This window comes from Arthrobacter sp. ZGTC212, from assembly GCF_002929255.1.
Taxonomy (GTDB): Bacteria; Actinomycetota; Actinomycetes; order Actinomycetales; family Micrococcaceae; genus Arthrobacter_B; species Arthrobacter_B sunyaminii.
Genome location: NZ_PJIJ01000001.1, coordinates 585,252 through 610,011, shown reverse-complemented (window position 1 = coordinate 610,011; position 24,760 = coordinate 585,252). Strand labels below are relative to the sequence as shown.

The 24,760-nt window shown below is 65.2% G+C and carries 22 protein-coding genes and 2 pseudogenes; 15 read left to right on the top strand and 9 right to left on the bottom strand.

Features of this window, described 5'->3' with window-relative positions; all coding sequences use genetic code 11:
- The first annotated feature begins 6 nt into the window (after positions 1 to 6).
- Together CXQ89_RS03060 and CXQ89_RS03055 are read left to right on the top strand one after the other, a co-directional pair.
- Positions 7 to 1,578, top strand: coding sequence for a GMC family oxidoreductase (locus CXQ89_RS03060; protein WP_104160249.1), 1,572 nt, complete (start codon positions 7 to 9; stop codon positions 1,576 to 1,578).
- A gap of 132 nt (positions 1,579 to 1,710) precedes the next feature.
- Positions 1,711 to 3,684: a penicillin-binding transpeptidase domain-containing protein gene (locus tag CXQ89_RS03055; RefSeq protein WP_104160248.1), complete on the top strand. Its 1,974-nt coding sequence runs from the start codon at positions 1,711 to 1,713 to the stop codon at positions 3,682 to 3,684.
- Positions 3,685 to 3,791: 107 nt separating this feature from the next.
- On the opposite strand, the pseudogene CXQ89_RS03050 reads toward CXQ89_RS03055, so the two are convergent.
- Positions 3,792 to 4,172, bottom strand: a pseudogene (locus tag CXQ89_RS03050) (YccF domain-containing protein); the annotation flags it as partial.
- Positions 4,173 to 4,260: 88 nt separating this feature from the next.
- Between CXQ89_RS03050 and CXQ89_RS03045 the strand changes: the two are divergent.
- Together CXQ89_RS03045 and CXQ89_RS03040 are read left to right on the top strand one after the other, a co-directional pair.
- Positions 4,261 to 4,746, top strand: a complete 486-nt coding sequence (locus CXQ89_RS03045; RefSeq protein ID WP_104160247.1) for a pyridoxamine 5'-phosphate oxidase family protein — start codon at positions 4,261 to 4,263, stop codon at positions 4,744 to 4,746.
- A 20-nt stretch (positions 4,747 to 4,766) separates the two neighbouring features.
- Positions 4,767 to 5,330, top strand: a complete 564-nt coding sequence (locus CXQ89_RS03040; protein WP_104160246.1) for a HutD family protein — start codon at positions 4,767 to 4,769, stop codon at positions 5,328 to 5,330.
- A gap of 79 nt (positions 5,331 to 5,409) precedes the next feature.
- On the opposite strand, the gene CXQ89_RS03035 is transcribed toward CXQ89_RS03040, so the two are convergent.
- The gene (locus tag CXQ89_RS03035) at positions 5,410 to 7,035 is read right to left on the bottom strand and encodes a DEAD/DEAH box helicase (protein ID WP_104053130.1); all 1,626 of its coding nucleotides are present in this window, start codon (positions 7,033 to 7,035) and stop codon (positions 5,410 to 5,412) included.
- A gap of 321 nt (positions 7,036 to 7,356) precedes the next feature.
- On the opposite strand from CXQ89_RS03035, the gene trmB reads away from it, so the two are divergent.
- The 7 genes from trmB to CXQ89_RS03000 all read left to right on the top strand — a co-directional run bounded on the left by trmB (position 7,357) and on the right by CXQ89_RS03000 (position 12,918).
- Complete coding sequence (gene trmB / locus CXQ89_RS03030) at positions 7,357 to 8,238, top strand: tRNA (guanosine(46)-N7)-methyltransferase TrmB (protein ID WP_104160245.1); 882 nt, start codon at positions 7,357 to 7,359, stop codon at positions 8,236 to 8,238.
- A 5-nt stretch (positions 8,239 to 8,243) separates the two neighbouring features.
- Complete coding sequence (locus tag CXQ89_RS03025) at positions 8,244 to 9,245, top strand: NYN domain-containing protein (RefSeq protein WP_104053132.1); 1,002 nt, start codon at positions 8,244 to 8,246, stop codon at positions 9,243 to 9,245.
- A gap of 96 nt (positions 9,246 to 9,341) precedes the next feature.
- Positions 9,342 to 10,016, top strand: coding sequence for a bifunctional 2-polyprenyl-6-hydroxyphenol methylase/3-demethylubiquinol 3-O-methyltransferase UbiG (locus CXQ89_RS03020; protein WP_104160678.1), 675 nt, complete (start codon positions 9,342 to 9,344; stop codon positions 10,014 to 10,016).
- A gap of 152 nt (positions 10,017 to 10,168) precedes the next feature.
- Positions 10,169 to 10,876: a hypothetical protein gene (locus CXQ89_RS03015; RefSeq protein WP_258059827.1), complete on the top strand. Its 708-nt coding sequence runs from the start codon at positions 10,169 to 10,171 to the stop codon at positions 10,874 to 10,876.
- Complete coding sequence (locus tag CXQ89_RS03010) at positions 10,869 to 11,180, top strand: transcriptional regulator (protein WP_104053135.1); 312 nt, start codon at positions 10,869 to 10,871, stop codon at positions 11,178 to 11,180. The genes CXQ89_RS03015 and CXQ89_RS03010 overlap by 8 nt, the downstream gene beginning before the upstream one ends.
- On the top strand, positions 11,177 to 12,148 hold the full coding sequence (locus CXQ89_RS03005; RefSeq protein ID WP_104160244.1) for an ABC transporter ATP-binding protein: 972 nt from the start codon (positions 11,177 to 11,179) through the stop codon (positions 12,146 to 12,148). Before CXQ89_RS03010 ends, CXQ89_RS03005 begins: the two co-directional genes overlap by 4 nt.
- Positions 12,145 to 12,918, top strand: a complete 774-nt coding sequence (locus tag CXQ89_RS03000) for an ABC transporter (RefSeq protein ID WP_104053137.1) — start codon at positions 12,145 to 12,147, stop codon at positions 12,916 to 12,918. The genes CXQ89_RS03005 and CXQ89_RS03000 overlap by 4 nt, the downstream gene beginning before the upstream one ends.
- 154 nt (positions 12,919 to 13,072) lie before the next feature.
- Here CXQ89_RS03000 and CXQ89_RS18735 read toward each other — a convergent pair.
- The 5 genes and pseudogenes from CXQ89_RS18735 to CXQ89_RS02975 all read right to left on the bottom strand — a co-directional run.
- Positions 13,073 to 13,450: pseudogene (locus CXQ89_RS18735) on the bottom strand (heat shock protein transcriptional repressor HspR); the annotation flags it as partial.
- Between the two features lie 84 nt (positions 13,451 to 13,534).
- Positions 13,535 to 14,530 (bottom strand): DnaJ C-terminal domain-containing protein, encoded by a 996-nt coding sequence (locus CXQ89_RS02990; protein ID WP_104053139.1) that lies wholly within the window; start codon positions 14,528 to 14,530, stop codon positions 13,535 to 13,537.
- 119 nt (positions 14,531 to 14,649) lie between these two features.
- Positions 14,650 to 15,261 carry a nucleotide exchange factor GrpE gene (locus tag CXQ89_RS02985; protein WP_104101976.1) on the bottom strand — a complete coding sequence of 204 codons (612 nt, stop codon included), beginning with the start codon at positions 15,259 to 15,261 and terminating at the stop codon, positions 14,650 to 14,652.
- 2 nt (positions 15,262 to 15,263) lie between these two features.
- The gene (gene dnaK, locus CXQ89_RS02980) at positions 15,264 to 17,135 is read right to left on the bottom strand and encodes a molecular chaperone DnaK (protein WP_104053141.1); all 1,872 of its coding nucleotides are present in this window, start codon (positions 17,133 to 17,135) and stop codon (positions 15,264 to 15,266) included.
- Positions 17,136 to 17,270: 135 nt separating this feature from the next.
- Positions 17,271 to 17,768 carry a DUF3995 domain-containing protein gene (locus tag CXQ89_RS02975; RefSeq protein ID WP_104160243.1) on the bottom strand — a complete coding sequence of 166 codons (498 nt, stop codon included), beginning with the start codon at positions 17,766 to 17,768 and terminating at the stop codon, positions 17,271 to 17,273.
- 181 nt (positions 17,769 to 17,949) lie between these two features.
- On the opposite strand from CXQ89_RS02975, the gene CXQ89_RS02970 reads away from it, so the two are divergent.
- The 3 genes from CXQ89_RS02970 (at position 17,950) to CXQ89_RS02960 (ending at position 21,511) form a co-directional block, all read left to right on the top strand.
- Entirely contained in the window at positions 17,950 to 18,753 is an 804-nt protein-coding gene (locus CXQ89_RS02970; protein ID WP_104160242.1) for a methyltransferase domain-containing protein, read from the top strand.
- A 56-nt stretch (positions 18,754 to 18,809) separates the two neighbouring features.
- On the top strand, positions 18,810 to 19,328 hold the full coding sequence (locus CXQ89_RS02965) for a low molecular weight protein-tyrosine-phosphatase (RefSeq protein WP_104160241.1): 519 nt from the start codon (positions 18,810 to 18,812) through the stop codon (positions 19,326 to 19,328).
- A 95-nt stretch (positions 19,329 to 19,423) separates the two neighbouring features.
- Complete coding sequence (locus CXQ89_RS02960; protein WP_258059826.1) at positions 19,424 to 21,511, top strand: chorismate-binding protein; 2,088 nt, start codon at positions 19,424 to 19,426, stop codon at positions 21,509 to 21,511.
- On the opposite strand, the gene cls is transcribed toward CXQ89_RS02960, so the two are convergent.
- Positions 21,512 to 22,987, bottom strand: a complete 1,476-nt coding sequence (gene cls / locus CXQ89_RS02955) for a cardiolipin synthase (RefSeq protein WP_104160239.1) — start codon at positions 22,985 to 22,987, stop codon at positions 21,512 to 21,514.
- Between the two features lie 70 nt (positions 22,988 to 23,057).
- Here cls and CXQ89_RS02950 point away from each other — a divergent pair, with 70 nt between their 5' ends.
- Positions 23,058 to 23,933: an aminodeoxychorismate lyase gene (locus CXQ89_RS02950; protein WP_104160238.1), complete on the top strand. Its 876-nt coding sequence runs from the start codon at positions 23,058 to 23,060 to the stop codon at positions 23,931 to 23,933.
- 20 nt (positions 23,934 to 23,953) lie between these two features.
- Here the strand turns inward: CXQ89_RS02950 and CXQ89_RS02945 are convergent, their stop codons facing one another.
- Positions 23,954 to 24,754, bottom strand: a complete 801-nt coding sequence (locus CXQ89_RS02945) for an energy-coupling factor transporter transmembrane protein EcfT (RefSeq protein ID WP_104160676.1) — start codon at positions 24,752 to 24,754, stop codon at positions 23,954 to 23,956.
- Between the last annotated feature and the right edge of the window lie 6 nt (positions 24,755 to 24,760).

Sequence of the window (24,760 nt, the reverse complement as noted above, 5' to 3'; positions counted from 1 at the left end):
CACTGAATGGCTGACAAGACGGACTTCGACTACATCGTGGTTGGCGGCGGGTCCGCCGGTGCGGCTGTAGCGGCCCGCCTGAGCGAAGATCCCGACGTCGAGGTGGCACTGGTCGAGGCCGGCCCCGATGACCGCGGGCTGGAGGAGATCCTGCAGCTGGACCGGTGGATGGAACTTCTGGAATCCGGTTATGACTGGGATTACCAGATTGAACCGCAGGAAAACGGCAACTCCTTTATGCGCCACGCCCGCGCCAAGGTGATGGGCGGCTGCTCCAGCCACAACTCCTGCATTGCCTTCTGGGCTCCCCGCGAAGACATTGACGAGTGGGAAACCAAGTTCGGCGCCGAGGGCTGGAATGCCAAGATGGCCTGGGAGCTTTACCGGAAGCTCGAGACCAATGAGGACGCCGGCCCGGATGCACCCCATCACGGCGACTCCGGCCCGGTTCACCTGATGAACATCCCCGCCAATGATCCCTGCGGCGTCGCCCTCCTGGATGCCTGCGAGCAGTCCGGCATCCCGCGGGTGAAGTTCAATACCGGGGAAACGGTGATCAACGGCGCCAACTTCTTCCAGATCAACCGCCGTGCCGATGGAACCCGTTCCTCCTCCTCCGTTTCCTACATCCACCCGATCATGGAGCGGAAGAATTTCACCCTGCTCACCGGGTACCTCGCCAAGGAACTCACTTTCGACGACGCGAACCGCTGCACCGGCGTCGACGTCGTCGACAATCCGTTTGGCCGCGCCAGGCACCTGGGCGTCCGTCGGGAAGTCATCCTCTCCGCCGGAGCCATCGATTCCCCGAAACTGCTGATGCTCTCCGGCATCGGCCCGAAGGAGCACTTGGAGGAGCGCGGTGTTTCGGTCCGGGTGGATTCCCCCGGCGTCGGCGAGAACCTGCAGGACCACCCCGAGGGCGTGATCCAGTGGGAGGCCAGTAAACCCATGCCGGAAACCTCCACCCAGTGGTGGGAGATTGGCATCTTCACGCCCACCGAAGACGGACTGGACCGTCCGGACCTGATGTTCCATTACGGCTCGGTTCCGTTCGACATGCACACCCTGCGCCACGGCTACCCCACCACGGAGAACGGTTTCTGCCTGACCCCGAACGTCACCCACGCCCGCTCGCGAGGCACGGTGCGGCTGCGGAGCCGGGATTTCCGGGACAAGCCGATGGTGGATCCGCGCTACTTCACCGATCCGCACGATATGCGGGTCATGGTGGCGGGCATCAAGAAGGCCCGCGAGATCGTTGCCCAGCCTGCCATGGCGGAATGGGCCGGCGAGGAACTGTATCCGGGCAAGGACGTGCAGACGGACGAGCAGATCACCGAGTACATCAAAAAAACGCACAACACCGTCTACCATCCGGCCGGCACCGTACGCATGGGCGCCGCCGATGATCCGATGGCCCCGCTGGATCCCCAGCTCCGGGTCAAGGGGGTGACCGGCCTGCGAGTCGCCGATGCATCGGCGATGCCCGAACTGGTCACCGTCAACCCGAACATCACCACCATGATGATCGGTGAGCGCTGTGCTGAACTGGTCAAGGCTGCCCGTACGGCCTAGCACTCCCCCGCAGCACGCATACCCCCGCAGCACGCATACCCCCGCAGCACCGAGGGCGGCCGGATATATCCGGCCGCCCTCGGTGTGTGTCTTAGGTCTTTGACCGGCCCCGGGCACGGGTAACCTGACCGGATGGGGAAAAACCGCGCACTCACAACCGTCCTGGCTGTTTCGGCTCTCACGCTGACGCTGATGTCCTGCTCCAGCGAGAAGCCGTCGCCCGATGATGCCGCCGCAGCGCTGGCGGAAGGCCTCAGCAATGCTGATGTGTCGGCGTCCTCCTTCACCGCGGGTACGCCGGCCCAGGTGAACACCGAACTGGAGACGCTGCTGGCCGGCATGGGCCCGGTCCGGCCCGCCGTCACCGTGGCCGGGATCGATGAAGACGCGGAGAACGACGACGCCGCCGCCGTCCGCCTGGCCTACGCCTGGGATGTGAACATGGACTCGGCTCCGGACTGGTCCTATGAAAGCACCGCCCAGCTGCGACGCGGCGAAGATGACGCCTGGCAGGTCCAGTGGGCCCCCTCCGTGCTCTTCGAGTCCCTCGCCGACGGCGACCGCCTGGTCCGCACCACATCTCCCGGACTGCGCGCCGACATTCTGGACCGCAACGGCCAGCCCCTGATGGGCTCCCGCCCCGTGCTCCGGATCGGGATCAACAAGCCGGACATTCCGGAGGACCGGCAGGCGGCCTCCGCCACTGCGCTGGCCGAACTCGCAGGTTTGGATCCGGCAGGCTACGCAGCCCAGGTGGCGGCGTCCGGCCCCGAGGCCTTTGTCGAAGCCATCGTGCAGCGCCAAGAGGCGGACGGCCCCGTAACTCCGGAAGCCCTCGCCGGCATTCCGGGCGCGCTGTCAATCCCCGACTCGCGGGTGCTGGCCCCCACCAGGACCTTTGCCCGCGCACTGCTCGGCACGGTGGGCGAGGCCACTGCGGAGCTGATTGAGGAATCCGAGGGCCGTCTTTCCGCCGGCAACCAGACCGGACTCTCCGGACTGCAGCAGCAATATGACGAGCAGCTGCAGGGCACCCCCGGCGTGGCGGTCACCCTTGAGAACACCTCAGGCAACAACATCGTCTTCAGCATCAATTCCGAGGACGGCACGGCTCTGCAAACCACCCTCGATCCCCGGCTGCAGTCCCTCGCTGAGGGGATCCTGGAAGACGAGCCGTCGGCGTCGGCCATTGTCGCCATCCAGCCCTCGACCGGAGACGTCCTCACCGTGGCCAACGGGCCCGGCAGCGAGGGACAGCAGACTGCGCTTCTGGGCCAGTATCCGCCCGGCTCAACGTTCAAGATTGCCACCTCGCTGGCCCTGCTGCGGCAGGGAGTCACGCCCGACAGTTCGCTCTCCTGCCCCTCGGAACTCAGCGTTGACGGCCGCAAATTCAACAATGCAGGCAGCTATCCGGCGGCCTTTGTCGGGGAGATTCCCCTGCGGGATGCTTTTGCGCAGTCCTGCAACACCGCCTTCATCAATACCCGGGACACGGTGCCGCAGGACGCGCTGGCCTCCGCCGCACAGGATCTGGGCATCGGGGTTTCCGCTTCCATGGGCGTACCCGCGTTCTTCGGCTCCGTCCCGGAAGAAGCCGATGGAACGGCACACGCAGCGTCCATGATCGGTCAAGGCGAAGTCCTCGTCTCCCCGCTGGCTCTGGCCGTTGCCGCCGCATCCGTGGGCAAGGGCGAACGGGTGACTCCGCTGCTGGTTACCCCCGGTCCCGAGGCAGAAACAGCGGGCGCAGAGTCAGGATCGTCGTCAGCACCGGCTTCACCGTCCCCTTCCCCGGCGCCCACAGGCGCCGGCGGCGCCGGAGCATTCACTGCGGCAGAGGCCACTTCGCTGCGCGACATGATGCGCGGCGTTGTCACCGACGGCGGCGCCAACATGCTGGTGGACGTCCCGGGAGAACCGGTGCTGGCCAAGACCGGTACGGCGGAATTCGGCAGCGAGACCCCGCCGCGCACGCATGCCTGGGTGGTGGCCGTGCAGGGTGACCTGGCTGTGGCGGTGTTTGTGGCCGAAGGCGAACTGGGCTCCACCTCGGGCGGACCGCTGATGAAGGCTTTCCTGGACGGTGCCGCCGGCCAGCCTTAGCCCCGGTACTGCCCGCCGCGGGGAGGTCCGTACTGCCCTCCGGGTCCGTAGCCTCCGCCGGGCCCGTAAACACCGTACGGTTCAGCCGAGCCATACGGCATGATGCCGGGACGCCCGGTGGGAACAATGACTTTCCCCAGCGGCATCAGCGAGATGGGCACCATCTTCAGGTTCGCAATGCCCAGCGGAATGCCGATGATGCTGATGAACATCGGTATGGCCGTCATGATGTGCCCGGCGGCGATCCACACCCCTGCCACCACCAGCCAAATGACGTTGCCCACCGTGGACAGCAGCCCGGGTGCGTCGCCGCGGTCCACTATGGTGCGGCCAAAGGGCCAGAAGGCGTAAGACGCGATCCGGAAAGACGCGATGCCGAACGGGATGGTCACGATCAGCAGGCAGCACACGATACCGGCCAGCACATATCCCAGCGCCAGCCAGATGCCGCCGAACAGGAGCCAGATGAGGTTCAGGATGAGGTTCATCGTCTCATTGTGGTGCACCGTGGCCTGCAGCACCATGTCCCGGACGCCCGTTCATTGTGGTCGGTGCCCGTACAACTAGACTGGAGGAATGTTGCCAATCAAAGATGATGCCGGGACACCTGCTGACAAGCCCGTGGAACTGACCGCCAACCAGTGCTGGGATTACATCCGCCAGGCTCCGATCGGCCGGCTGGCCGTCATTGCCGACGAGCACCCCGAGATTTTCCCGATCAACTTCGTCGTGGACCGGGGATCCGTTGTCTTCCGGACCGCCGAAGGCACCAAGCTTCGGGCAGCCCTGGAAGGCGCTGCAGTGGCTTTCGAGGTTGACGGTTACGATGACCGGCTTGGTTTCGCCTGGAGCGTTGTCCTGAAGGGCTCGGCAGCCCAGCTGGAGTCCATCGAGGAGGTCCTCGCCTCAGAGGAGCTTCCCCTGTTCCCCTGGCAGGCCGGGGAGAAGAACCACTTCATGCGGATTGAGCCGGCGGAGACCAGCGGCCGCAGTTTCCAAATCAACAGCGCAGCCCGCAGGCATTACCTGCGCGGCGCCAAGCCGCAGCCTTCCGTCGAGTAAAAGAGCCGAGTAAGGACACCGTGACCAGCACAGTGAATGCTGCCTCCCCGATCATCCGGTTCCCGGAACTTCCCTCGGTTCCCTGGGGAAAGAACAACGGCCGGGTCAAGGAAATCGCATCAGGAACAGGATGGCGCCTCAGCGTTGCCTCCATCGACAAGCCCGGTGCTTTCACGGCCTTTCCGGGAATGGACCGGATTACGGTTCCGGTGGAGGGTGAACTGCTGGTCCTCACCGTGGACGGCGCCGAACACGGGATGGAGAAGTTCCGCCCGTTCCGCTATTCCGGAGACTCCGCAGTGGAGGCTGCCCTGCCCACCGGGCCTGTCACGGTGCTCAACACGCTTGCGGACCGCACCACCACCGGCGCCGCGGTGATGGTGGCCGAATTGTCCAAGAAGAATCCGCAGACGCTTGGATCCGGCCAGTTCCTGGTCCTGCTGCACGGCAGCGCCACGGTTACCGCGGACGGTGGTACAGCAACAGCACTTGAGCCGCTGGACACCGTGGTCGGTGCCGATGAACGCCCGTCAGTGCTGGGACGCGGATTCGCCGCCGTCGTGTCCTTCTACGATTTGGACTAACCCGGAACGCACCAGCGAACACAGAAAAGGCGCCTGCCCCCAAAGGGAACAGGCGCCTTTTGCGCTTTAGTGCTGAACCCTAGCGGGAACGGCGCTCATTCGACGCCGGAGCCGTGGCGCGGCGGGGGCCGCCGCCTCGTGCGGGACGGCCGGCACCGGAGGGTGCCTGCGCACGCGATCCGGAAGCCGAACGGCCTGCGCCTGCCGGAGCAACATCACCGGCGCGCTGGCCGGTGGCCGGACGGCGGTTGCGGCCCTGCGCGGTGGACGCAGCAGCAGCGCCGCGGCGTCCGTCCTGCGACCGCTGGGCACGGGGAGCATCGGGAGTGAAATCGTTGCGGTCACGCTCGCTGCGTTCACTGCGCTCAGCCGAGACACGTCCGCGTCCGCCGGATCCGCCCCGGCCGCCGGCACGGGGTGCGGTGGTGGAACGGGCGGCGCGCTTGCGCTGGGCATTGGCGCCGGTGGACCGGCCGCCGCCCTGCTGCGGAGACTTCGATGCCAGTTGGGCGGCGCGCACATGCGGCTCCACAACAGCGGCTCGGTCACCGATCAGCTTGGCGATGGACGGAGAATTGTGCGAAACCTTTTCGATGGAGACGTCAACGCCCGCAGCCTTCATCAGCTTGGACACTTCACTCTTCTGTTCCGGCAGCGTCAGCGTGACAACGGTTCCGGACGAACCGGCGCGTGCCGTACGGCCTGAACGGTGCAGGTACGCCTTGTGCTCCGTGGGGGGATCAATGTGGACGACCAGTTCCACGTCATCCACGTGCACGCCGCGGGCTGCGACGTCGGTGGCAACCAGCACGCGCACGTCACCGGAGGAGAATTCCGCCAGGTTCCGGTCTCGGGCATTCTGGGACAGGTTGCCGTGCAGGTCAACGGTGGGAATTCCGCTGTCCGTCAGGAACTTGGCCATCTTCCGGGCGTGATGCTTGGTGCGCATGAACATGATGCGGCGGCCCGAGCCGGAAGCCAGTTCCTTGACGAGCAGCTTCTTGGCCGTCTGGTCCTGAACCAGCAGCACGTGGTGCTCCATGGTGGACACCGCTGCCTGCGGCTCGTCCACCGAGTGGGTCAGCGGGTTGGACAGGTAACGGCGGACGAGCTTGTCCACGCCGTTGTCCAGCGTGGCGGAGAACAGCATCCGCTGCCCCTTTTCGGGGGTGCGGTCCAGCAGCCGCTGGACTACCGGCAGGAATCCGAGATCAGCCATGTGGTCGGCTTCATCGAGCACAGTGATTTCAATGGATTCCAGGCTGATGACCTTCTGCTTCATGAGGTCTTCGAGCCGGCCGGGGCAGGCAATGACAATGTCAACGCCAGCCTTGAGTGCCTTTTCCTGGCGCTGCTGGGAAACGCCGCCGTAAATAACGGTGGTGGTCAGGCCCAGTTCCTTGGCGAGCGGCTCAATCACGTTGTTGATCTGCGTGGCCAGTTCGCGGGTGGGTGCCAGGACCAGGCCCAGCGGGCGGTTCGGCTTGCGGCGGTAGGCCGCTTCAGCCTCAGCCAGCCGGGTGACCAGCGGAAGTGAGAAAGCGAGGGTCTTGCCGGAGCCGGTGCGGCCCCGGCCGAGCACGTCGCGGCCCTTGAGGGTATCGGGAAGGGTTTCAACCTGAATCGGGAATGCTTCGTCAATTCCTGAAGCGGAGAGGGAGGAAACCAGAGCCTTGGGTACACCAAGGGCAGCAAAAGTAGTCATTAAAAGACAAGCAACTTTCGGTAAGTGGCCCCAAAGCCGTATGGCACCGGGGTTCGCCGAAGAAAAGTCAGACAGTGTCCAGTGGCTCGGCCTTATGTGACCGGCGGGACAAAAGAAAGCGTTCATCGACGCAGGTTGCGCTGCTTACACACGCGGCTTTTAGGCGCGGCAGTCACAACAACTTCGTCCAGTTTACCGGTTTGTGCCCAGTTTCCTAATCGCCGCCCGCACGGAGGGTCCTGGAACTGTCCGGGGAGAGGCATTTGTGGACAGTTTCATGCCTGCAAACACGCCGCGGCGCAGCCGATAACATTAACAGTAATGACTACTGAACCAGCCCTGCCCGACACCGGATCCCTGAACGCTGAAAGTCCGGCGGACGCAAGCACGCCGGTCGAGACTTCAGACCCCCGGCACTTCCGCTCGCCGGTGTCCTTTGTCCGGCGCGGTTCCCGCCTCCAGGGCCGCCGCCAGCAGGCCTGGGATGAACTGTCGGACCGGTTTGTCATTGACGTTCCGCGTGCGGAAGCGGATACCTCAGTGGATCCCGTTTACGTGTTCGACGCCGCCGCCGAGTTTGGACGCACCGCTCCCCTGGTGGTGGAAATCGGTTCCGGCCTGGGTGAAGCCGTGACTCATGCGGCTGAACAGAATCCGGACAAGAATTACCTCGCCGTGGAGGTCTACCTTCCCGGCCTGGCCCAGACCCTGCAGCGCATCGGCCAAAAAGAGCTCACCAACGTCCGCGTGGTCCAAGCCAATGCTCCCGAGGTCCTGACCACTATGCTCCCCGCCGGTTCCGTGGATGAAGTCTGGGTGTTCTTCCCCGATCCCTGGCACAAGACCCGCCATCACAAGCGCCGCATGGTCAAGGATGAATTCGCCGAGCTGGTTGCCCGCGTCCTGGTGCCGGGCGGCATCTGGCGCCTGGCCACCGACTGGTCCGACTACGCCGTGCAGATGCGTGAAGTCCTCGACGCGTCCGCCCGGTTTATGAACCTGCACGACGGCGAGCAGGCCGGCGAGGACAGCCCGCTGACGCGCGTAAACCGGGAAGGCCTGGAAAAGAAGGCTCCGGTGGACGACGTCGACACCCGGGGAGGGTGGGCGCCGCGGTTTGCGGGACGCACCCTGACCAGCTTCGAGAACAAGGCGCACCAAGCCGGCCGCCTGATCTTCGACCTGACCTACCGCAAGGCCTGATTCCCATGACTGAACCCAATGATGCCCGCGTCGGCCTCTACATCGACTTCGACAACATCGTCATTTCCCGCTATCAGCAGCTGCACGGCCGCAATGCCTTCCAGCGCGACGGCATCCGCAATTTCGACAAGTTCAGCCGTGACGCCGACCCCGATATCGCAGCGAAACTGACCTCCGCCACGGTCGATTTCAACGCCATCATCGACTTCGCTGCGTCCTTTGGCACACTGGTGGTCAACCGTGCGTACGCCGACTGGTCGGTGCCCGTCAATGCCAGTTACCAGCGCCAGCTGATGTCCCGGGCGGTGGACCTCACCCAGCTGTTCACCACCACCACCCGCGGCACCAAGAACGGCGCGGACATCCGTCTTGCCGTGGACGTGGTGGAAGATCTCTTCCGGCTGCCGGACCTCACCCACGTCATTATCGTCGCCGGAGATTCGGACTACATTGCGCTCGCGCAGAAGTCGAAGCGCCTGGGCCGATTCGTCGTGGGCATCGGCGTTGCCGGATCCACCAGCACCTCGCTGGCCGCCGCCTGTGACGAATTCGAAGACTACGATTCACTGCCGGGCATCAACAAGGCCGCAGCGCCGGAGCGTGTCGACAAGGACCGGGTGCCCGAACCGGCGCAGGCCCAGCTGGATCCCGCCCCCGGCAAGGTCCACCAGCTCACCACGATCCCCATGTTCTCCGATGCCGGGGACACCCAGTTCAGTGATGAGCCGGAAATACACGAGGACATCGACCCGCAGACCATTGCCACCGAGCTCCTCATCCGCGCCCTGCAGATCGGCCATGCGAAGGGCGACTCCGACGAGTGGCTCAACTCCGGGACCATCAAGAACCAGATGCGCCGGATGGACCCCTCCTTCAATGAGAAGCCGCTCGGTTACCGGTCCTTCACCGATTTCCTCGCTTCCCACAGCGACTTGGTGGAACTGGAGGAAAGCGGCCCGCAGCGCCTCATCCGTCTGCGCCCGGACGCCGGGAATGCCGCAAGCTAGTTTCTCGCGGCGTCTGGCACAAGGGGTGGGCGGTCCGGTTTGCCAGGGCGGCAAAAGGACTTTGCCGCCTGCGTATTCCCGGTGCATGCTTCAGTAATGGAACATGGAAACCATCACGCTGCCTCCGAGCCGGTTGAGTCCGGCCACGTCACCCCGCAGACACCTGAGGAAACCAGCGACTTCTGGGACCGGCGCTACTCCGAAAGGCCCGCTCTGTGGAGCGGGCAACCCAACGCCGCTCTGGTGAGCGAGGTCCGCGGGCTGAAGCCCGGAAGGGTTCTGGACGTAGGTTGCGGTGAAGGTGCCGACGCGGTGTGGCTGGCGGAGCAGGGTTGGGATGTCACGGCACTGGAGGTTTCCAACGTGGCGCTGGACCGGGCAGCCCGGCAGGCCGAGCTGCGCGGCGTAACCGTGCACTGGGTGCACTCCGGCTTGGTGGAGGCCACCCTCCCGCCCGCTTCCTTTGACCTGGTATCCGCCCAGTATCCGGCGTTGCTGCGCACCGACTCGAACGCGGCCGAACGTGCTTTGCTTCGTGCTGTGGCCCCCGGGGGCGTTCTCCTTCTGGTGCACCATCAGCTGCCCGCCGACGGGGACGCCGGGGCACACAGCGCCGCACTCCGGGACTACGTGGGACTCGCAGATGTGGCAGCCATGCTGGACGAGAACTGGCAGATTGAGGTGAACGAGATCCGGCCCCGGAACGTTTCCGCCGGTGCAGGTGCCCACCACACCGAGGATGTTGTCCTGCGGGCGCGCCGCCTGCGCTGATCGCTGTCTGTTTTCTTAATTGGCTGTCTGCGCTCTTAGTTGTCTGCTGTTCTTGATTGTTTTGGCGCACCTCTTGCCGCAGACCAGTTTGTGGCGCAAACTACTTTGCAACCGGTGACATTCGCTTCCCGCAAACTTGAGCGGAGAACTCCATGGCAAAGAAACCAGCCGGCCTGCGGGGCGGCAGCGGCCTCGAAGGCAACACCGTTCCAAATGCTGCCGTTCCCGACCAGCCCCTTGACCTCGCATCCGCCCTGCGCATTGTCGACGACGCCGAACGGTCCGTCCGGCGGCAACTGACCGGGAATGCCGCCCTGATCTACCTGCTGTGGGCGCTGGCCTGGGTTGCGGGTTACGGGGCGCTGCAGGGCAGCAGAGACGGGTGGCTGCCGATTCAACTGTCCAGCGCCCTGGCCGTGCTGGGAGCAGCCCTGGCCGCAGCCACCATCGCCACGGTCATCCTGTCGGTCCGCGGCGCCCGGGGACTTCGAGGCCCCACTTCTTTCCAAGCCGGCATGTACGGCGCCTCTTGGGCCCTGGGATTCCTCATCATGGGCATCCTCAGTGTCCTCATTGGCCGGGCAGTGGACGATTTCTGGGTCCGGGGCATGCTGATCAACTCCGTTGCCGTGTTGATCGTGGGCCTGCTTTACGTCACGGGCGGCACCACCTTCAATGATCAGCGTCAGTGCTACCTCGGACTATGGCTGCTGGTGGTGACCATCGCTGCCCTCCTCTCCGGCCCCAACCACTTCCTGGCTGTGTTCCTGTACCTGGGATCAGCAGGGCTCCTGGCGGGGTCCGTCACCGAGTACCTCGCAACACGGCGCCGTCGCCCCGCAGCGGTGAACCATGCCTGAACTTGATCCGGTGATCCACGCCGAAGCACGGCTACGGGCGCTGACCATGCTCAACGAGGTGGGCGAGAGCAACCGCATCGCTTTTACCAAGCTGCGGGCAATGCTGGACATGACGGCAGGAAACCTGTCCACCCACCTGCGAAAGCTCGAAGATGCGGGCTACATCGTGGTCACCAAGACCATAGAAGGCCGTTCCCCCATCACGTATCTGGGGATCAGTCCGGAGGGAAAGCTGGCTTACGCCCAGTACCGGACAGCCCTTCAGGATCTGCTGGCCACACCGCAACTATCGGAGGCACCGTGACTTCCAATCCCAGTTCAGCCATCCGGCCGGCCAGCCTCGCCGGCACGTCCGACGTGCTGGCGGCTGCCAGGGGCGTCACCAAAAGCTACGCCGGCAAACCCGCCCTCAGCAGCGTCAGCCTGGACATCCGGGCAGGGGAAGCCCTGGGATTGCTCGGCCCCAACGGAGCGGGAAAGTCCACCCTCCTGAATCTGCTGTGCGGAATCCGCACTCCGGACGCAGGAACGGTGGAACTCTTTGGCCGCAATCCCCGGGAGCCCGCCGCGCGGCGGCAACTGGGGACTACGCCTCAGGCAACGTCCGTGCCGCCCACTCTGCGGGTCCGGGAAACTGTGGACTTTGTTGCTGCCCACTACGAGCATCCGGTGCCGAGAACCCGGCTGCTCAGGGAATTCGGGCTCACGCATATCGCAGACAAACAGTGCGGCGGGCTCTCCGGCGGGCAGCAGCGGAGGCTGCTGGTGGCACTTGCGCTGGTGGGAAGGCCCCGGCTGGTCATCCTTGACGAGCCGACCACCGGCCTGGATGTTGAAGCGCGCGAAAACCTCTGGGAGCGTCTGGGCCAGTACCGCAGGGACGGCGGCACGCTGCTGGTGACCAGCCACTATTTGGAGGAGATTCAGGCCCTCTCGGGGCGGGTGGCGGTTCTGAACAACGGGGAGGTTGTTGCCGACGGAACCGTGGACCAGGTCCGCAGCCGGGTCTCCGTCAGCAGAGTCTCTTTCCGTACCCACCTTCCGCCGTCGTTGTTCGAGTCCTTACCCGAAAGCGCGGGAGTCACCGCTGGCGGGGACAACGTCGTGACGGTGCTGAGCCGGGACTCGGATGCGACCGTCCGGCGCCTGGTCCGCGACAACATTCCGTTTTCCGGGCTCGAGGTCCACACGGCCAGCCTCGAAGAGGCGTTCCTGTCTCTGACCCACCTTGCTGCCGGCCCCGAGACAAGAGCCCGGGAGGAGAAGCTATGAGTACCGCAACGCTGGTCCGCGCGCACACCAAGGCACAGGTTCTTGAGCAGCTGCGCATTCCGATTTCCGTCATTTCGTCGACGCTGTTCCCCACGCTGGCACTGGTGTTTTTCGTCCTCCCGCAGCAGGCGGTGACTTCCAATCCCGTGGCCTCGCTCATCGCCGTCGCGCAGCTGGCGCTCTTTGGGGTGATGAGTTCATTCCTGTTCAATTACGGCATTGGCGTCGCGGAGGACCGTGCCAATCCGTGGAGCAGCTATGTGCGGACGCTGCCCGCCGGCGCCGTACCGCCCACTGCGGCCCGTGCCCTGACCGCCATGTTGTTTGCCTTCTTTTCCCTGATCCCGGTGATGCTCGTGGGCATGTTCACCACTTCGGCACTGGAGGCCTTCACAACGGGGGCGCTGTCCTGGTGGCGGGTGCCGGCGGCCATGCTGGTATGGCTGGTGTGCGGCCTGCCGTTCCTGTTCCTGGGCCTGCTGATCGGTTACCTCTGCACTTCCAAGGTAGCCATCGCCGTCACGCAGGTGGTGTTTTTTCCGCTGGCCTTCGGCGGGGGGCTGATGCTTCCTCCGGACTTGTTCAGTCCGGGACTCAACGCGCTGTCCCTGTTCCTGCCCACCCGGGCTGCCCGCGACCTGGCGGTGACCGTCTTCGCCGGGCAGCCGCTAAGTCCGTCCGCCATCCCCTGCCTCGTCGCCTGGACGCTGGTGCTGGGAACACTGGCGGTGTGGGCGAACCGCCGCGACCAGGGCCGGCGGTTCCGCTGAGGGCGGCCGGACAAAGCAGTCAGAGAGACTGAACGTAACCGCCGTCGTAGTCCACGGCGTCCTGCTGCTTCCCGGCCGGAAGGGCCCGCAGCTTGCCGCGGCGCTGCACCAGGGAAGCGAGGCTGAGCTGTGTAGCGAAAGGCCGCGAAGCGGGCGGCCGCTGCCCGCGGGTCAGGGTCACGACGTCGCCGGCCAGTCCGGCAGCAAACACCCGGCTGCGGTCCGGGGTGCGCTGCTGGATGGAGTCCAGCTCCGCGGAAAGTTCATCGATGCGGGCGCGCAGCCCGGACACCTGGTTTTCCAGCTGCATGATGCGCTTGATGCCCTCCAGGGACACGCCCTCCTGGGAAAGCCGCTGAACCTCACGAAGCATGTCGATGTCATGCTGCGAATACCGCCGGGACCTTCCGGGAGCGCGGCTCGGGCAAACGATGCCCAGCCGGTCATACTGCCGCAGGGTTTGCGGATGCATATCCGCCAACTCCGCGGCAACGGAGATCACAAAGATGGGCGCGTTCACGTCTATGCCCATTGTTCCTCCTTGACAGCTGTTGACGTTAGTAACCATAGCCCGGTTCCGTTTCCGGAGCACCGGAAACCGAACCGTGTTTTGCGGCTACAACCTGGCCTTGGAGGCCAGGCCGGCGCGCGGATCCTCGCCCTTTGTAGCCTCGGCGAAGGCCTCCACTGCGGCCTTGGCTTCCTTGTTGAGATGCGAAGGGACGGCGACGTCGATGGTTACCAGCAGGTCCCCGTTGCCCTTGGACGTCTGAACGCCCCGGCCCTTGACCCGGAGGGTGCGCCCGGAGGGGGTGCCGGCAGGCACCTTGAGCTTCACTTTCTCCGCAGTCAGCGTGGGAACTTCGATCGTGGCACCCAATGCCGCTTCGGGGAAGCTGACCGGCACATGGATACGGATATTGTTTCCGTCGCGGACAAAGAAGTCGTGAGGGGTGACGTTCACGGTGACCATCAGATCGCCGTTTCCGGCGGCACCAGGCTGGCCCTTGCCGCGGACGCGGATCTTCTGGCCGTCCTTGACCCCGGCGGGAACACGGACTTCCACCACTTCGCCGCTTGGCTCGCGCAGCCCAATGACGGTGCCGTTGATGGAGCCTGCGAAGGAGATAGTGGTGCTCGCCGTGCGGTCCGCACCCTTCTGCGGCTGCGCTGAGCCGAACCCGCCGCCAAACCCTCCGCCGCCAAACAGGTCGGCGAATTCCGGGGGAATGTTACTGCCGCCGGTGCTGTAGCTGGTGCGGCGGCTGCCGCCGGGACGTGCACCCTGGCCAAAGAGCCCGCCAAAGAGATCCTCGAAGCCGGCGCCTCCCGCAGGACCTGCGCCGCCGGGACCGCCCGCCGAGAAGCGTGCTCCGCTGCCCATGGCACGGATCGCGTCATACTGCTGGCGTTCCTCGGGGTCGGAGAGAACCGAATACGCTTCGGAGAGATCCTTGAACATCCGCTCGGCTGAGGGATCATCCTGGTTCTGGTCCGGATGGTACTTGCGCGCCAGCTTCCGATAGGCCTTCTTGATATCGGCTTCCGACGCGTCCTTGGGGACACCCAGAATCTTATAAAAATCCTTATCGACCCAATCCTGACTAGCCAATTGGCGTCCCCTTCCTCAATTTACTGCTCCTGCCCACACCCCGCGGGTTGCGGACCGGACGTGCACTGCTGGAAAAAAGGTGCCCAGGGCCGCCGTGAGACGGCCCCGGGCACCCCTGCCTACTGCTCCGGAACGGAGACGATAACCTGTGCCGCCCGCAGGACCCGGTCATTGGACTTGTAACCGGCCCGCAGAATCTGCGTCACTGTATCGAACTGGACGTCCGGGCTTTGCTGCTGGATCAGGGCTTCATGGATGTTGGGGTCAAATTCAACCCCCACCTCGTCAATCCGTCCCAGGCCGTACGTCTTCAGCGAATTTTCCAGCTTGTTGGCGATGGAGGCAAAAGGCCCCTCCGCCAAGTCGCCGTGCTGGCGTGCGGCGTCGATGTCATCCAGGACGGGCATCAGGGAGTTCAGCACTCCAATGACGGCCATTTCCCGGGCGACGTCGCGGTCCCGCTCCACCCGCTTGCGGTAGTTGACGTATTCCGCCTGCAACCGCAGCAGGTCGTTGCGCAGTTCCGCAGCTTCCGGTGATCCCGCGGCAGCGGGTTCCGGGGGGACATCGGCGCTGTTGAGGATCTGCTCGGCCTGAGCCAGGGCATCGCCTTCGGCACCGTTGTCCGCAGCGGGAGCCTCACCGGAGGCCGCAGCTTCGGACTCCGCCGGCGATGTGCCGGCGGGATCCTGCTCGTCGCCGTTGTGCTTCTCGTTGTTTGCTTCAGTCATGATTACTTCTTGTCTTCGTCGTCGACAACCTCTGCGTCAACGATGTCTTCGTCACCTGCGGAGGATCCGCCGGCTGCACCTGCATCACCGGCGCCGGCGCCGCCTGCGGCACCTTCAGACTGTGCCTGAGCGTAGATGGCTTCGCCCAGCTTGGTCTGCGAGGTCTGCAGCTTCTCGAACGCGGACTTCACTTCGTCGTCGTTCTCGGTGCCTTCGAGAGCCTTCTTCAGTGCGTCAACGTCGCCCTTGACCTCGGTCTTGACGTCTTCGGGCAGCTTGTCATCGTTGTCCGTGAGGAGCTTGTCCACGGAGTAGGCCAGCTGCTCGGCGGAGTTGCGGACGTCCGCTGCCTCGCGGCGCTTCTTGTCCTCCGCTGCGTGCTCTTCGGCTTCGCGGACCATGCGGTCGATGTCTTCCTTGGAGAGGGAAGAGCCGCCCGTGATGGTCATGGACTGCTCGGCGCCGGTGCCCTTGTCCTTGGCGGACACGTGCACAATGCCGTTGGCATCGATGTCGAAGGTGACCTCAACCTGCGGGACGCCGCGCGGAGCCGGAGCGATACCGGTCAGCTCGAACGTACCCAGCGGCTTGTTGTCGCGGGTGAACTCGCGCTCGCCCTGGAAGACCTGAATGGCCACTGACGGCTGGTTGTCATCCGCCGTGGTGAAGGTCTCGCTGCGCTTGGTGGGGATGGCCGTGTTGCGCTCGATCAGCTTGGTCATCACACCGCCCTTGGTTTCAATGCCCAGGGACAGCGGGGTGACGTCGATCAGCAGAACGTCCTTGCGCTCACCCTTCAGGACACCGGCCTGCAGTGCGGCACCAACGGCCACAACCTCATCCGGGTTCACGCCCTTGTTCGGCTCCTGGCCGCCGGCCAGTTCCTTCACGAGGTCGGTGACGGCCGGCATACGGGTGGAACCGCCGACGAGGATGATGTGGTCAATGTCGGAAACCTTGATGCCGGCTTCGGAGATGACGTCCTTGAACGGCTTCTTGGTGCGGTCCAGCAGATCCTTGGTCAGGTCCTGGAACTTGGCACGGGAGAGGTGCTCGTCCAGGTGGACCGGCCCCTCGGGAGTCACTGAGAGGTACTGCAGGGAGATGTTGGTGGAGGTGGCCGAGGAGAGTTCCTTCTTGGCCTGCTCCGCAGCTTCCTTCAGACGCTGGAGGGCAATCTTGTCCTTGGACAGGTCAGCACCCTTGGCCTTGGCCTGGCTCAGCAGGTAGTCAACGATGCGCTGGTCCCAGTCATCGCCGCCGAGTCGGTTGTCACCGGCGGTGGCGCGCACCTGGATGGTGGAGAAGTCATCTTCATCCTTGCCAACTTCCAGCAGGGAAACGTCGAACGTTCCGCCGCCGAGGTCGAAGACCAGGATGAGCTCATCTTCCTTGCCCTTGTCCAGGCCGTAGGCCAGAGCGGCCGCGGTGGGCTCGTTGACGATGCGCAGCACGTTCAGGCCGGCAATCTCGCCGGCTTCCTTGGTGGCCTGGCGCTCAGCGTCGTTGAAGTACGCGGGAACGGTGATCACGGCGTCCGTGACCTTCTCACCCAGGTACGACTCGGCGTCGGACTTCAGCTTCTGAAGGATGCGGGCGGAGATTTCCTGGGCGGTGTACTTCTTGCCGTCAACGTCCACGCTCCAGTCGGTGCCCATATGGCGCTTGACGGAGGAGATGGTGCGGTCAATGTTGTTGACGGCCTGGCGCTTGGCGATCTCGCCTACGAGGACCTCTCCGGACTTGGCGAAAGCAACAACGGACGGCGTGGTGCGGCCACCCTCTGCATTGGCGATAACGGTGGGCTCGCCACCTTCAAGGACGGAGACAACCGAGTTTGTGGTTCCAAGGTCAATACCTACTGCACGTGACATTTGCTTCCTCTTTCCGTGGAAAACGACGCCGTCGAGGGGCCTGAGCCTCCGCACCGCGTCTTGAGCGTTCTGCACTCAACTTTACTCACGCTCCGATCTTTGTCAACAAAGTTGAGTCTGATCGACTCAACTTCTTCAATCCGGTGCCCCGGTCTTGACGTTCCGGCCCCGGGACAAAAGAAGGTACCCACAGAGGCAAAGTCCCCAAAGCAGGAACAGCGGATCCCACAGCCAGGCGTGGCCGGCCAGGGCGGGGAGGTTGTATCCGCCTGCCGGCATCACCCATCCGGCCAGCACCGCATTGCTGACTGCCGTGTTTAGGCCGCCATACAGGATCAGCAGCAGAGCCCCTGCCCAGCTCAGCCCGCGCCATAGTCCTGTCCAACCGATCCGGCCGTAGGCAACTGCCACCGGGATGACGGCGCCGCAGGCCTTGGCAAGGGCCACCAGCCCCAGTCCGAGTCCGGTCAGTAGCCGTGACCCCGAGGAGACCCGCAATGCGTCACTGCCCACCGTGTCCAGCAGCCACTGCCCGCCAAGGGCCCAGTAACTGCTAAACGAGGCATGCACCAATCCTGCGGCGCACGCCGTCCACACACAGATTCGGGCGGCCTTCTCCCTTGACGATTCCATCTTTGCCTTCCAAGGCATCTCGCCAGGCAACGCCCGGCCGTTGGAGGCGGGGTCCAGATGCCATCGTCCCGAACTCTTCGACCCGGGACAAGGGCTCATGCCCGGCAACGGCGACGCAGCCCGGACGACACAGGCCGCAGACTCCCCCAGATACGGGCACGCCTGCGCGTATCCTCCTCCTATGGCTTCCGAACAGTATTCGCACGGCCACCACGCCAGCGTGGTTGGCGCCCACGCCGTGCGTACGGCCGCCGATTCAGCGGCGTATCTGCTCCACTACCTTGAACCGGGAATGACACTGCTGGATGTAGGCTGCGGCCCGGGCAGCATCACGGCTGACCTCGCGAACCTCGTAGACCCCGGGCCCGTCACCGGACTGGACCAGTCCGAGGACGTGGTGGCCCAGGCCCGGAAGCTCGCCGCCGCCCGGGGACTGGACAACGCGGAGTTCGCCGCGGGGAACGTGTATGACCTGGACTTTCCGGACGCCGCGTTCGACGTCGTCCACGCCCACCAAGTGCTTCAGCACCTCGCAGATCCGGTGGCGGCCCTGCGGGAGATGCGGCGCGTCACCCGGCCCGGCGGGATCGTGGCGGTCCGGGACGCCGATTTCCACGGCATGAGCTGGTACCCGGAGCTTCCCGAACTCTCTGAATGGATGGACACCTACCAGCGGATTGCCCGCGGCAACGCGGCACAGCCCAATGCCGGCCGGCGCCTCGTTTCGTGGATCCTGGAGGCAGGCTTTACGGAGTTTGTGCCCTCGGCGTCCAACTGGCTTTACGCCACTCCTGAACGCCGCGCGTGGTTCGGTGACGGCTGGGCCCAGCGGGTGCTGCATTCCGCCTTCGCCGCCCAGGCGCTGGACCGCGAGCTGACTGACCAAGCCGGTCTGGCCCGGATGGCAGGCGGCTGGCGGCGCTGGTCACAAAGTCCGGACGGATGGTTCCTGATTCCGTCCGGGGAGATCATCGCCTGGGCCTAGCTGTTCGGTGCCGGTCTTCTTCGCCCGTCATCTTCTTCGGTGGGTAGGCTGGATGAATGTACAGAATCATCACGGTCTGCACCGGCAACATTTGCCGCTCCCCCATGGCCCAGTTCTGCCTGACCCGTGCTTTTGACGAGGCTGGACTCGGAAATGACGTCCGTGTGGATTCCGCCGGGGTGACCGCCTGGGAGGCCGGGCGCCCCATGGACCCCCGCGCCGCGGAGGAACTCCAAAACCACGGTTTTGGTGCCGGGGAGACCCGGGTATTCCGGGCACAGGAGTTCAAACTGGAATGGTTCGCAGACCGTGACCTCGTGCTGGCCATGGATTACGGGCACTACACCGAACTGCGGGATTGGGCAGCAACTCTTCAGGACCGGGACAAGGTTCGCCTGATTCGCAGCTTTGATCCGTCCTCGGCAAAGCTACCGGTCGAAGAACAGGGTATTGAAGATCCCTGGTACGGCAACATGAGCGACTTTGACTCCTCATACGCCCTGATCCAGGCTTCAGTGCCGGGCGTGGTGCAGTATGTGCGGGACGCCCTCGCCTCCGCCGGCGGATCGCACTGAAACCGCCCCGGGTCTTTCCCCGCGCCGGCACGCTGCCTGTCCTCATTGCCGTTGACGGCTTCTCCGGTGCCGGCAAAACCACCCTCGCAACAGAGTTGGCAGCGGCACTTCGCGCCCACCACACCGTGTCCCTCTTCCACCTGGAAGACATCTATCCGGGATGGGACGGATTGGCGGAGGGAATCGGGTACTTCCGCCGGCACGTCGCCGAACCGCTGTCCGCGGGCCGCGCTGCCGTTTGGCAGGCCTGGGATTGGAGCCTGGGCCGGTATGCCGACGCGCGCCGCACCGAGCCTGCTGACATCATCATCTTCGAGGGCGTGGGCTCCTCCAGCGCCGCCGTGCGCAGCCTGCTCCATGCTGCCGTGTGGGTTAGTGCACCGCCGGAACTTCGGCGGAAACAGGCACTGGCGCGCGACGGCGACACCTACGTGCCGCATTGGGACCGGTGGGCCGCGCAGGAGCAGGCCTGGGCGGCGGAGGATCCGGCGTCGTCCTGCGCCAACATCACTGTTGACCTCGGCGTGGACCGGAACGCCGGCGCGCCGGATCCCGCGGCCACCGTCCAATACGTGCTGCAGGCCCTGGGGGAACTCGCACTTCCGCTAACCCCCGGCTGGGCGGGGGCCGGCACGGACGCCGGAACTGTCCGGGTTCAGCGGCTGGACACCTGGGTGAACCCCGAGCTGCTGTACGCCGCGCTGTACGGCAGTTCTTCCCGTGCCGTCTGGCTGGACAGTTCCAGCGCCCCGGACTCAGTCGTGCCGGACCCGGAGGTGCCGGTTGGCCCGGGTCAATCCGGTGCCGCGCACGTTTGGGCCCGAAGCCGCTTCAGCATCATGGCCGACGACGGCGGCCCACTGGGACGCTACGCCGAGCACCGGCGCGAAACCGGCGGCGGAGTGACCACCATCGTGTCCGGACCGGTGAGCGCCCGTCGGCCGGGAGCATTCTTCCCCTGGCTGGACTCGGTCTGGGGGCGGCCCCGGGGGCAGGCCCCGGCCGACTACCCCTGCGGTTTTGCCCTGGGCTGGCTCGGGTTCCTGGGCTATGAATTGAAACGGGAAACCGGCGGCAGCAACGCTTCGGCGGCTCCGGGCACAAATCCGGAATCCGTCCCGGACGCCGCCCTCATTTATGCCGGGCGGGCCGTGGTGCTGGACCATGAGCTGAGGTGCGTCTACGTGCTGACCCTTTCCGGCAACAGCCCGGACGGCGGTGAAAGCAGCGCGGACAGCTGGGCGGCGCTGGTGCGGCGGACCGTCGAAACTGCTGCCGCTGTCCCTCCGGGAACCATGCCGGATCTTCCGCCCACCGGTTCTTCCCTGCCCGTCCCGCAGTTTGCTGTGCGGGACAGCAGGGATTCCTATCTGGCCAAGGTCCGTTCCGCGCAGACAGAAATCAGCAACGGCAACTCCTACGAGGTGTGCCTGACCACCTCGCTTACCGGGCACCTGGCCGAGCCGCCGGGCCCGGCAGACGTCCTGGGGCTGTACCGCAGACTCCGGCGGCGCAGCCCTGCGCCCTTCGCCTCGCTGCTGCGCTTCGGAGCGTACAGCCTGGCCGGAACCTCTCCGGAACGCTTCCTGTCCTTCGACGCCGCCGGACGCATGCGGGCCGAGCCGATCAAGGGAACCCGCCCGCGCGGAGTTACGGCCGCGGAGGACCGGGAACTGGAAGCAGACCTGGTCTCCTCGGTGAAGGACCGCGCGGAGAACATCATGATTGTGGACCTGCTGCGCAATGATCTGTCCCGGTTCGCCGTCCCGGGTTCGGTCACCGTGCCCCGCCTCTGCGCGGTGGAAACCTACGCCACGGTCCACCAGCTCGTCAGCACAGTGGACGCGGTGCTGCTTGCCGGTGCGTCCCGGGCCGAGGCCCTTGCCGTTGCCTTCCCGCCCGGGTCCATGACCGGGGCTCCCAAGATCAGCACCATGGCTATCCTGGACCGGCTGGAGGGTGCCCCGCGCGGAGCCTATTCCGGCGTCGTCGGCTGGTTTTCCCTGACCGGTGCCGCGGATCTGTCCGTGGTGATCCGTACCCTGGAAATACGGAACCGTTCCCTGTCCCTGGGGGTTGGCGGAGCGGTCACGGCGGACTCGGATCCGGAGGCGGAGTGGGAAGAAGTCCAGGCAAAGGCCTTCGGGGTACTCAGTGCGCTTGGAGCCCGGTTTCCGGAGTAGCTACTGCAGCGTGGCGGTCAGCCGGCACACGTTGTCGATGTAACGCTGCCAGACGGGGCGCCCCACCCACTCTGAGAGCAGCAGCTCCCGGGACATGGACCGGTAGGTGTCTTCAATCCGGCGCATGTCGGTCACGATGTTCCCGTCGAACATCATGACCGACACTTCCAGGTTCAGGGAAAAGGACCGCATGTCCATGTTCGAGGACCCCAGGACGGCCACCTCGTTGTCGATGGTGAAGTGCTTTGCGTGCAGCACCAGCGGTTTGGGATACAGGTAGATCCGGATGCCTGCACGCAGCAGCGCTTCATAGTAGGAACGCTGGGCATGGTCGACGAGGAACTGGTCGCCCCGCTCGGAAACGAACAGCTCCACATTAACGCCGCGCTGGGCAGCCGTGGTGATGGCGTACAGCAGGGAATCATCGGGCACGAAGTAGGGGCTGGTGATGGAAATGCGGTCCGAGGCCGAGTAGATCAGGGAGGTGAACAGGCGCAGGTTGTTTTCCGTGGTGAACCCGGGGCCGCTGGGCACCACCTGGCACGTCACGTCGCCGGGATGGCTGTCCCATTCATAGAGGCTCAGCTCGCGCTCGAGGTTCTCATCCGTCTCCGCGTTCCAGTCGGTGGCGAAAACAACGTTTATTTCATCAACCACCGGCCCTTCCAGCCGCGCCATCAGCTCCACCCACTTCCGGCCCATCTTCTGGTTATGAGGCTTGCGGTAGGAGGGTTCCACCAGGTTCTGCGATCCCGTGTACGCCACTTTGCCGTCCACCACGAGGATCTTGCGGTGGTTGCGCAGGTCCGGCCGCCGCCACAAACCGCGGGCCGGGAGCAGGGGCAGCATCCGCCGCCACTGAATGTCAGTGCTGCGAAGTTCCTTCAGCAGTTTCCGATAGCCCTTCACCCGCAGTGTGCCGATGTGGTCAAACAGCAGGCGCACCCGGACTCCGCGCGCGGCGGCGTCCTTCAACGCGGCGAAGAATTCCCGGGTGACGCTGTCGTAACTCATGATGTAGAACTCGACGTGCACGTATTTTTGGGCGGCGCGGACCACTTCGGTCATTTCGCGGATGGACTCGCTGTAGTCCCGCTGCAGCTCCACTTTGTTGCCGTCCAGGCTCGGGAAGGATCCCAGCCGGCGGTTCAGCTCGGTGGCCGAGACCACCCATTCCGGCCCGGAATACCGGCTGCCCTCGGCCTCCAGTTCGCGGGTGTTCTCACGGACCGCCCGGTTGACCTCAGCCTGGCGCTTGACCCGGTGTTCGGAGAGCCGGAAATTGCCGAAGAGCAGGAACAGGATGATTCCCGGCACCGGGAGGAAGAAGATGCACAGCAGCCAGGCCATGGCGGTGGTGGGCCGCCGGTTCCCCGGCACGACGCCCAGGGCGATGATGCGGATCGCGTAATCCAGCACGGTTAGTGCCGTGGCGATCCATACTGGGAGCGCCGTGCCCGTTAATGCAACCCACACACGAGGCTCCTATCAGATGACCGGTTCCCCAATAGCCTAGTCTGCCGGATGAACAAACTAGGCTGGGGTCATGACTGTTCTGGTGTTCCTGGATCCGAAGTTTCCCGAAGGCCGTCTCGCGGATGCCGCCGTCCCGCAGCTGATGGCCGCCGATCTGGGGGCCACCCGCGGCGACGGCGTGTTTGAATCGATGCTCGCCGTTGACGGCACTGCCCGTAAAATGGACGCCCATCTGGACCGGATGGCGTCTTCGGCGCAGGCTCTTGACCTTGCTTTTCCGGAACGGGAGAGCTGGGAACGTGCCGTTTCCACGGCCCTTTCCGAGCTGCTGATTCAGGCAGGACCCACAGAGGCGGTGGTGAAGCTGCTGCTGACCCGCGGAGTCGAGGGCGCCGGCTCCCCCAGCGCGTGGGTTGCGGCTTCCCCCGTACCCGCCGGGGTCAGGGAACGCACCGCCGAGGGCCTGGCTGTCCTGCTGCTGGACCGGGGTTATGACAGCACCGTGGCCGACCGGGCGCCCTGGCTGCTGCTGGGCGCCAAGACTCTGTCTTACGCCGTCAACATGGCGGCGCTGCGCTACGCGAAAGCTCAGGGCGCCGACGACGTCATCTTTACGTCCTCCGACGGAAAGGTCCTGGAGGGTCCGACGTCGAGCGTCATCCTTGCGGTCGAGGAAGACGGCGTCAAAACGCTGCTGACGCCCGAGCTTGAGAGCGGCATCCTTCCCGGCACCACTCAGCGCGCCCTGTTCGACGCGGCTGAAGCCGCAGGATGGGCCCGGGGCTACGGACCCCTGGAGCCGGCCCACCTGATGGAAGCCGACGCCGTGTGGCTGGTTTCCAGCATCCGGCTCCTCGCCCCGGTGACCTCCATCGACGGAACCCCGATCCCGTCATCCCCCGAGCTGACCGAGGAACTGACCGCACTGCTGCGCGGGGCCTTGTAGTCCGGGCTACTCAGTCCGGGTCAGGTCAGGATGAAGTTGAACGTTCCGGCGGCAACGGCGGCGGTCAGCGCCGCACCGGCCAGCAGCACCCCGTAGAGGGCAACCCAGGCATCCAGCACCGTGAACACCGAGGTGCGGGCCCACGTCCTCCCCCCGCTGCCAAAACCGCGGGCTTCCATGGCTGCGGCCAGCCGGGTGGCCCGGCGCACCGCCTGCACCAGCAGGGCAACCGCCTGCCCCAGGAAGGAACGAACGCGGGTCAACGGGCCGGAATCCGCGCCCACTCCCCGGGCATGCCGGGCCATGCCCAGGCTTTGCCATTCGGAAACCAGCAACCCCACCAGACGCATGGCGGCCAGCGCCCCGAGCACAAACCGGTGCGGAAGCCTCATCTTCTGCGCGAGGGCGTCCGCCAGATCCGTGGGGTCTGTCGAGGCCAGCAGGTAAATCCCCGGCAGGGCTATCGCCAAACCGCGCAGTCCGATGGCGATGCCGGCGGCCACCGAATCCGAAGTGAACAGGACCGGCCCGGCATCCAGGAGGACGGTGCCGGTCTTTTCCGCCAGCAGCGCCGTGCCCCAGGCGCCAACCAGAGCGGCAATAACCAGGGGCCAGATGCGTTTGAGCAGAACCAGCGGCCGGATCCTCAGCAGCGGCAGCAGGAGCAGCTCACCGGCCAGGACAATGCCTGCGCTGATCCAGTCCACACTCACCAGCACCGCGAGCGTTACGGCCGTGGCAGCTGCAAGTTTTGACAGCGGATTTGCCCGCTCCAACAGCGTCCCCGCCGGACGCCGGGTCGGATTCCGCAGGTCCGTCATCATTTC

What these genes read in the sequence shown, in the direction of transcription:
- CXQ89_RS03060 (WP_104160249.1), top strand. Translation starts at nt 7, where the DNA reads ATGGCTGACAAGACGGACTTCGACTACATCGTGGTTGGCGGCGGGTCC.
- CXQ89_RS03055 (WP_104160248.1), top strand. Translation starts at nt 1,711, where the DNA reads ATGGGGAAAAACCGCGCACTCACAACCGTCCTGGCTGTTTCGGCTCTC.
- CXQ89_RS03045 (WP_104160247.1), top strand. Translation starts at nt 4,261, where the DNA reads ATGTTGCCAATCAAAGATGATGCCGGGACACCTGCTGACAAGCCCGTG.
- CXQ89_RS03035 (WP_104053130.1), bottom strand. Translation starts at nt 7,035, where the DNA reads ATGACTACTTTTGCTGCCCTTGGTGTACCCAAGGCTCTGGTTTCCTCC.
- trmB (WP_104160245.1), top strand. Translation starts at nt 7,357, where the DNA reads ATGACTACTGAACCAGCCCTGCCCGACACCGGATCCCTGAACGCTGAA.
- CXQ89_RS03025 (WP_104053132.1), top strand. Translation starts at nt 8,244, where the DNA reads ATGACTGAACCCAATGATGCCCGCGTCGGCCTCTACATCGACTTCGAC.
- CXQ89_RS03020 (WP_104160678.1), top strand. Translation starts at nt 9,342, where the DNA reads ATGGAACATGGAAACCATCACGCTGCCTCCGAGCCGGTTGAGTCCGGC.
- CXQ89_RS03015 (WP_258059827.1), top strand. Translation starts at nt 10,169, where the DNA reads ATGGCAAAGAAACCAGCCGGCCTGCGGGGCGGCAGCGGCCTCGAAGGC.
- CXQ89_RS03010 (WP_104053135.1), top strand. Translation starts at nt 10,869, where the DNA reads ATGCCTGAACTTGATCCGGTGATCCACGCCGAAGCACGGCTACGGGCG.
- CXQ89_RS03000 (WP_104053137.1), top strand. Translation starts at nt 12,145, where the DNA reads ATGAGTACCGCAACGCTGGTCCGCGCGCACACCAAGGCACAGGTTCTT.
- CXQ89_RS02985 (WP_104101976.1), bottom strand. Translation starts at nt 15,261, where the DNA reads ATGACTGAAGCAAACAACGAGAAGCACAACGGCGACGAGCAGGATCCC.
- dnaK (WP_104053141.1), bottom strand. Translation starts at nt 17,135, where the DNA reads ATGTCACGTGCAGTAGGTATTGACCTTGGAACCACAAACTCGGTTGTC.
- CXQ89_RS02975 (WP_104160243.1), bottom strand. Translation starts at nt 17,768, where the DNA reads ATGGAATCGTCAAGGGAGAAGGCCGCCCGAATCTGTGTGTGGACGGCG.
- CXQ89_RS02970 (WP_104160242.1), top strand. Translation starts at nt 17,950, where the DNA reads ATGGCTTCCGAACAGTATTCGCACGGCCACCACGCCAGCGTGGTTGGC.
- CXQ89_RS02965 (WP_104160241.1), top strand. Translation starts at nt 18,810, where the DNA reads ATGTACAGAATCATCACGGTCTGCACCGGCAACATTTGCCGCTCCCCC.
- CXQ89_RS02950 (WP_104160238.1), top strand. Translation starts at nt 23,058, where the DNA reads ATGACTGTTCTGGTGTTCCTGGATCCGAAGTTTCCCGAAGGCCGTCTC.
- CXQ89_RS02945 (WP_104160676.1), bottom strand. Translation starts at nt 24,754, where the DNA reads ATGACGGACCTGCGGAATCCGACCCGGCGTCCGGCGGGGACGCTGTTG.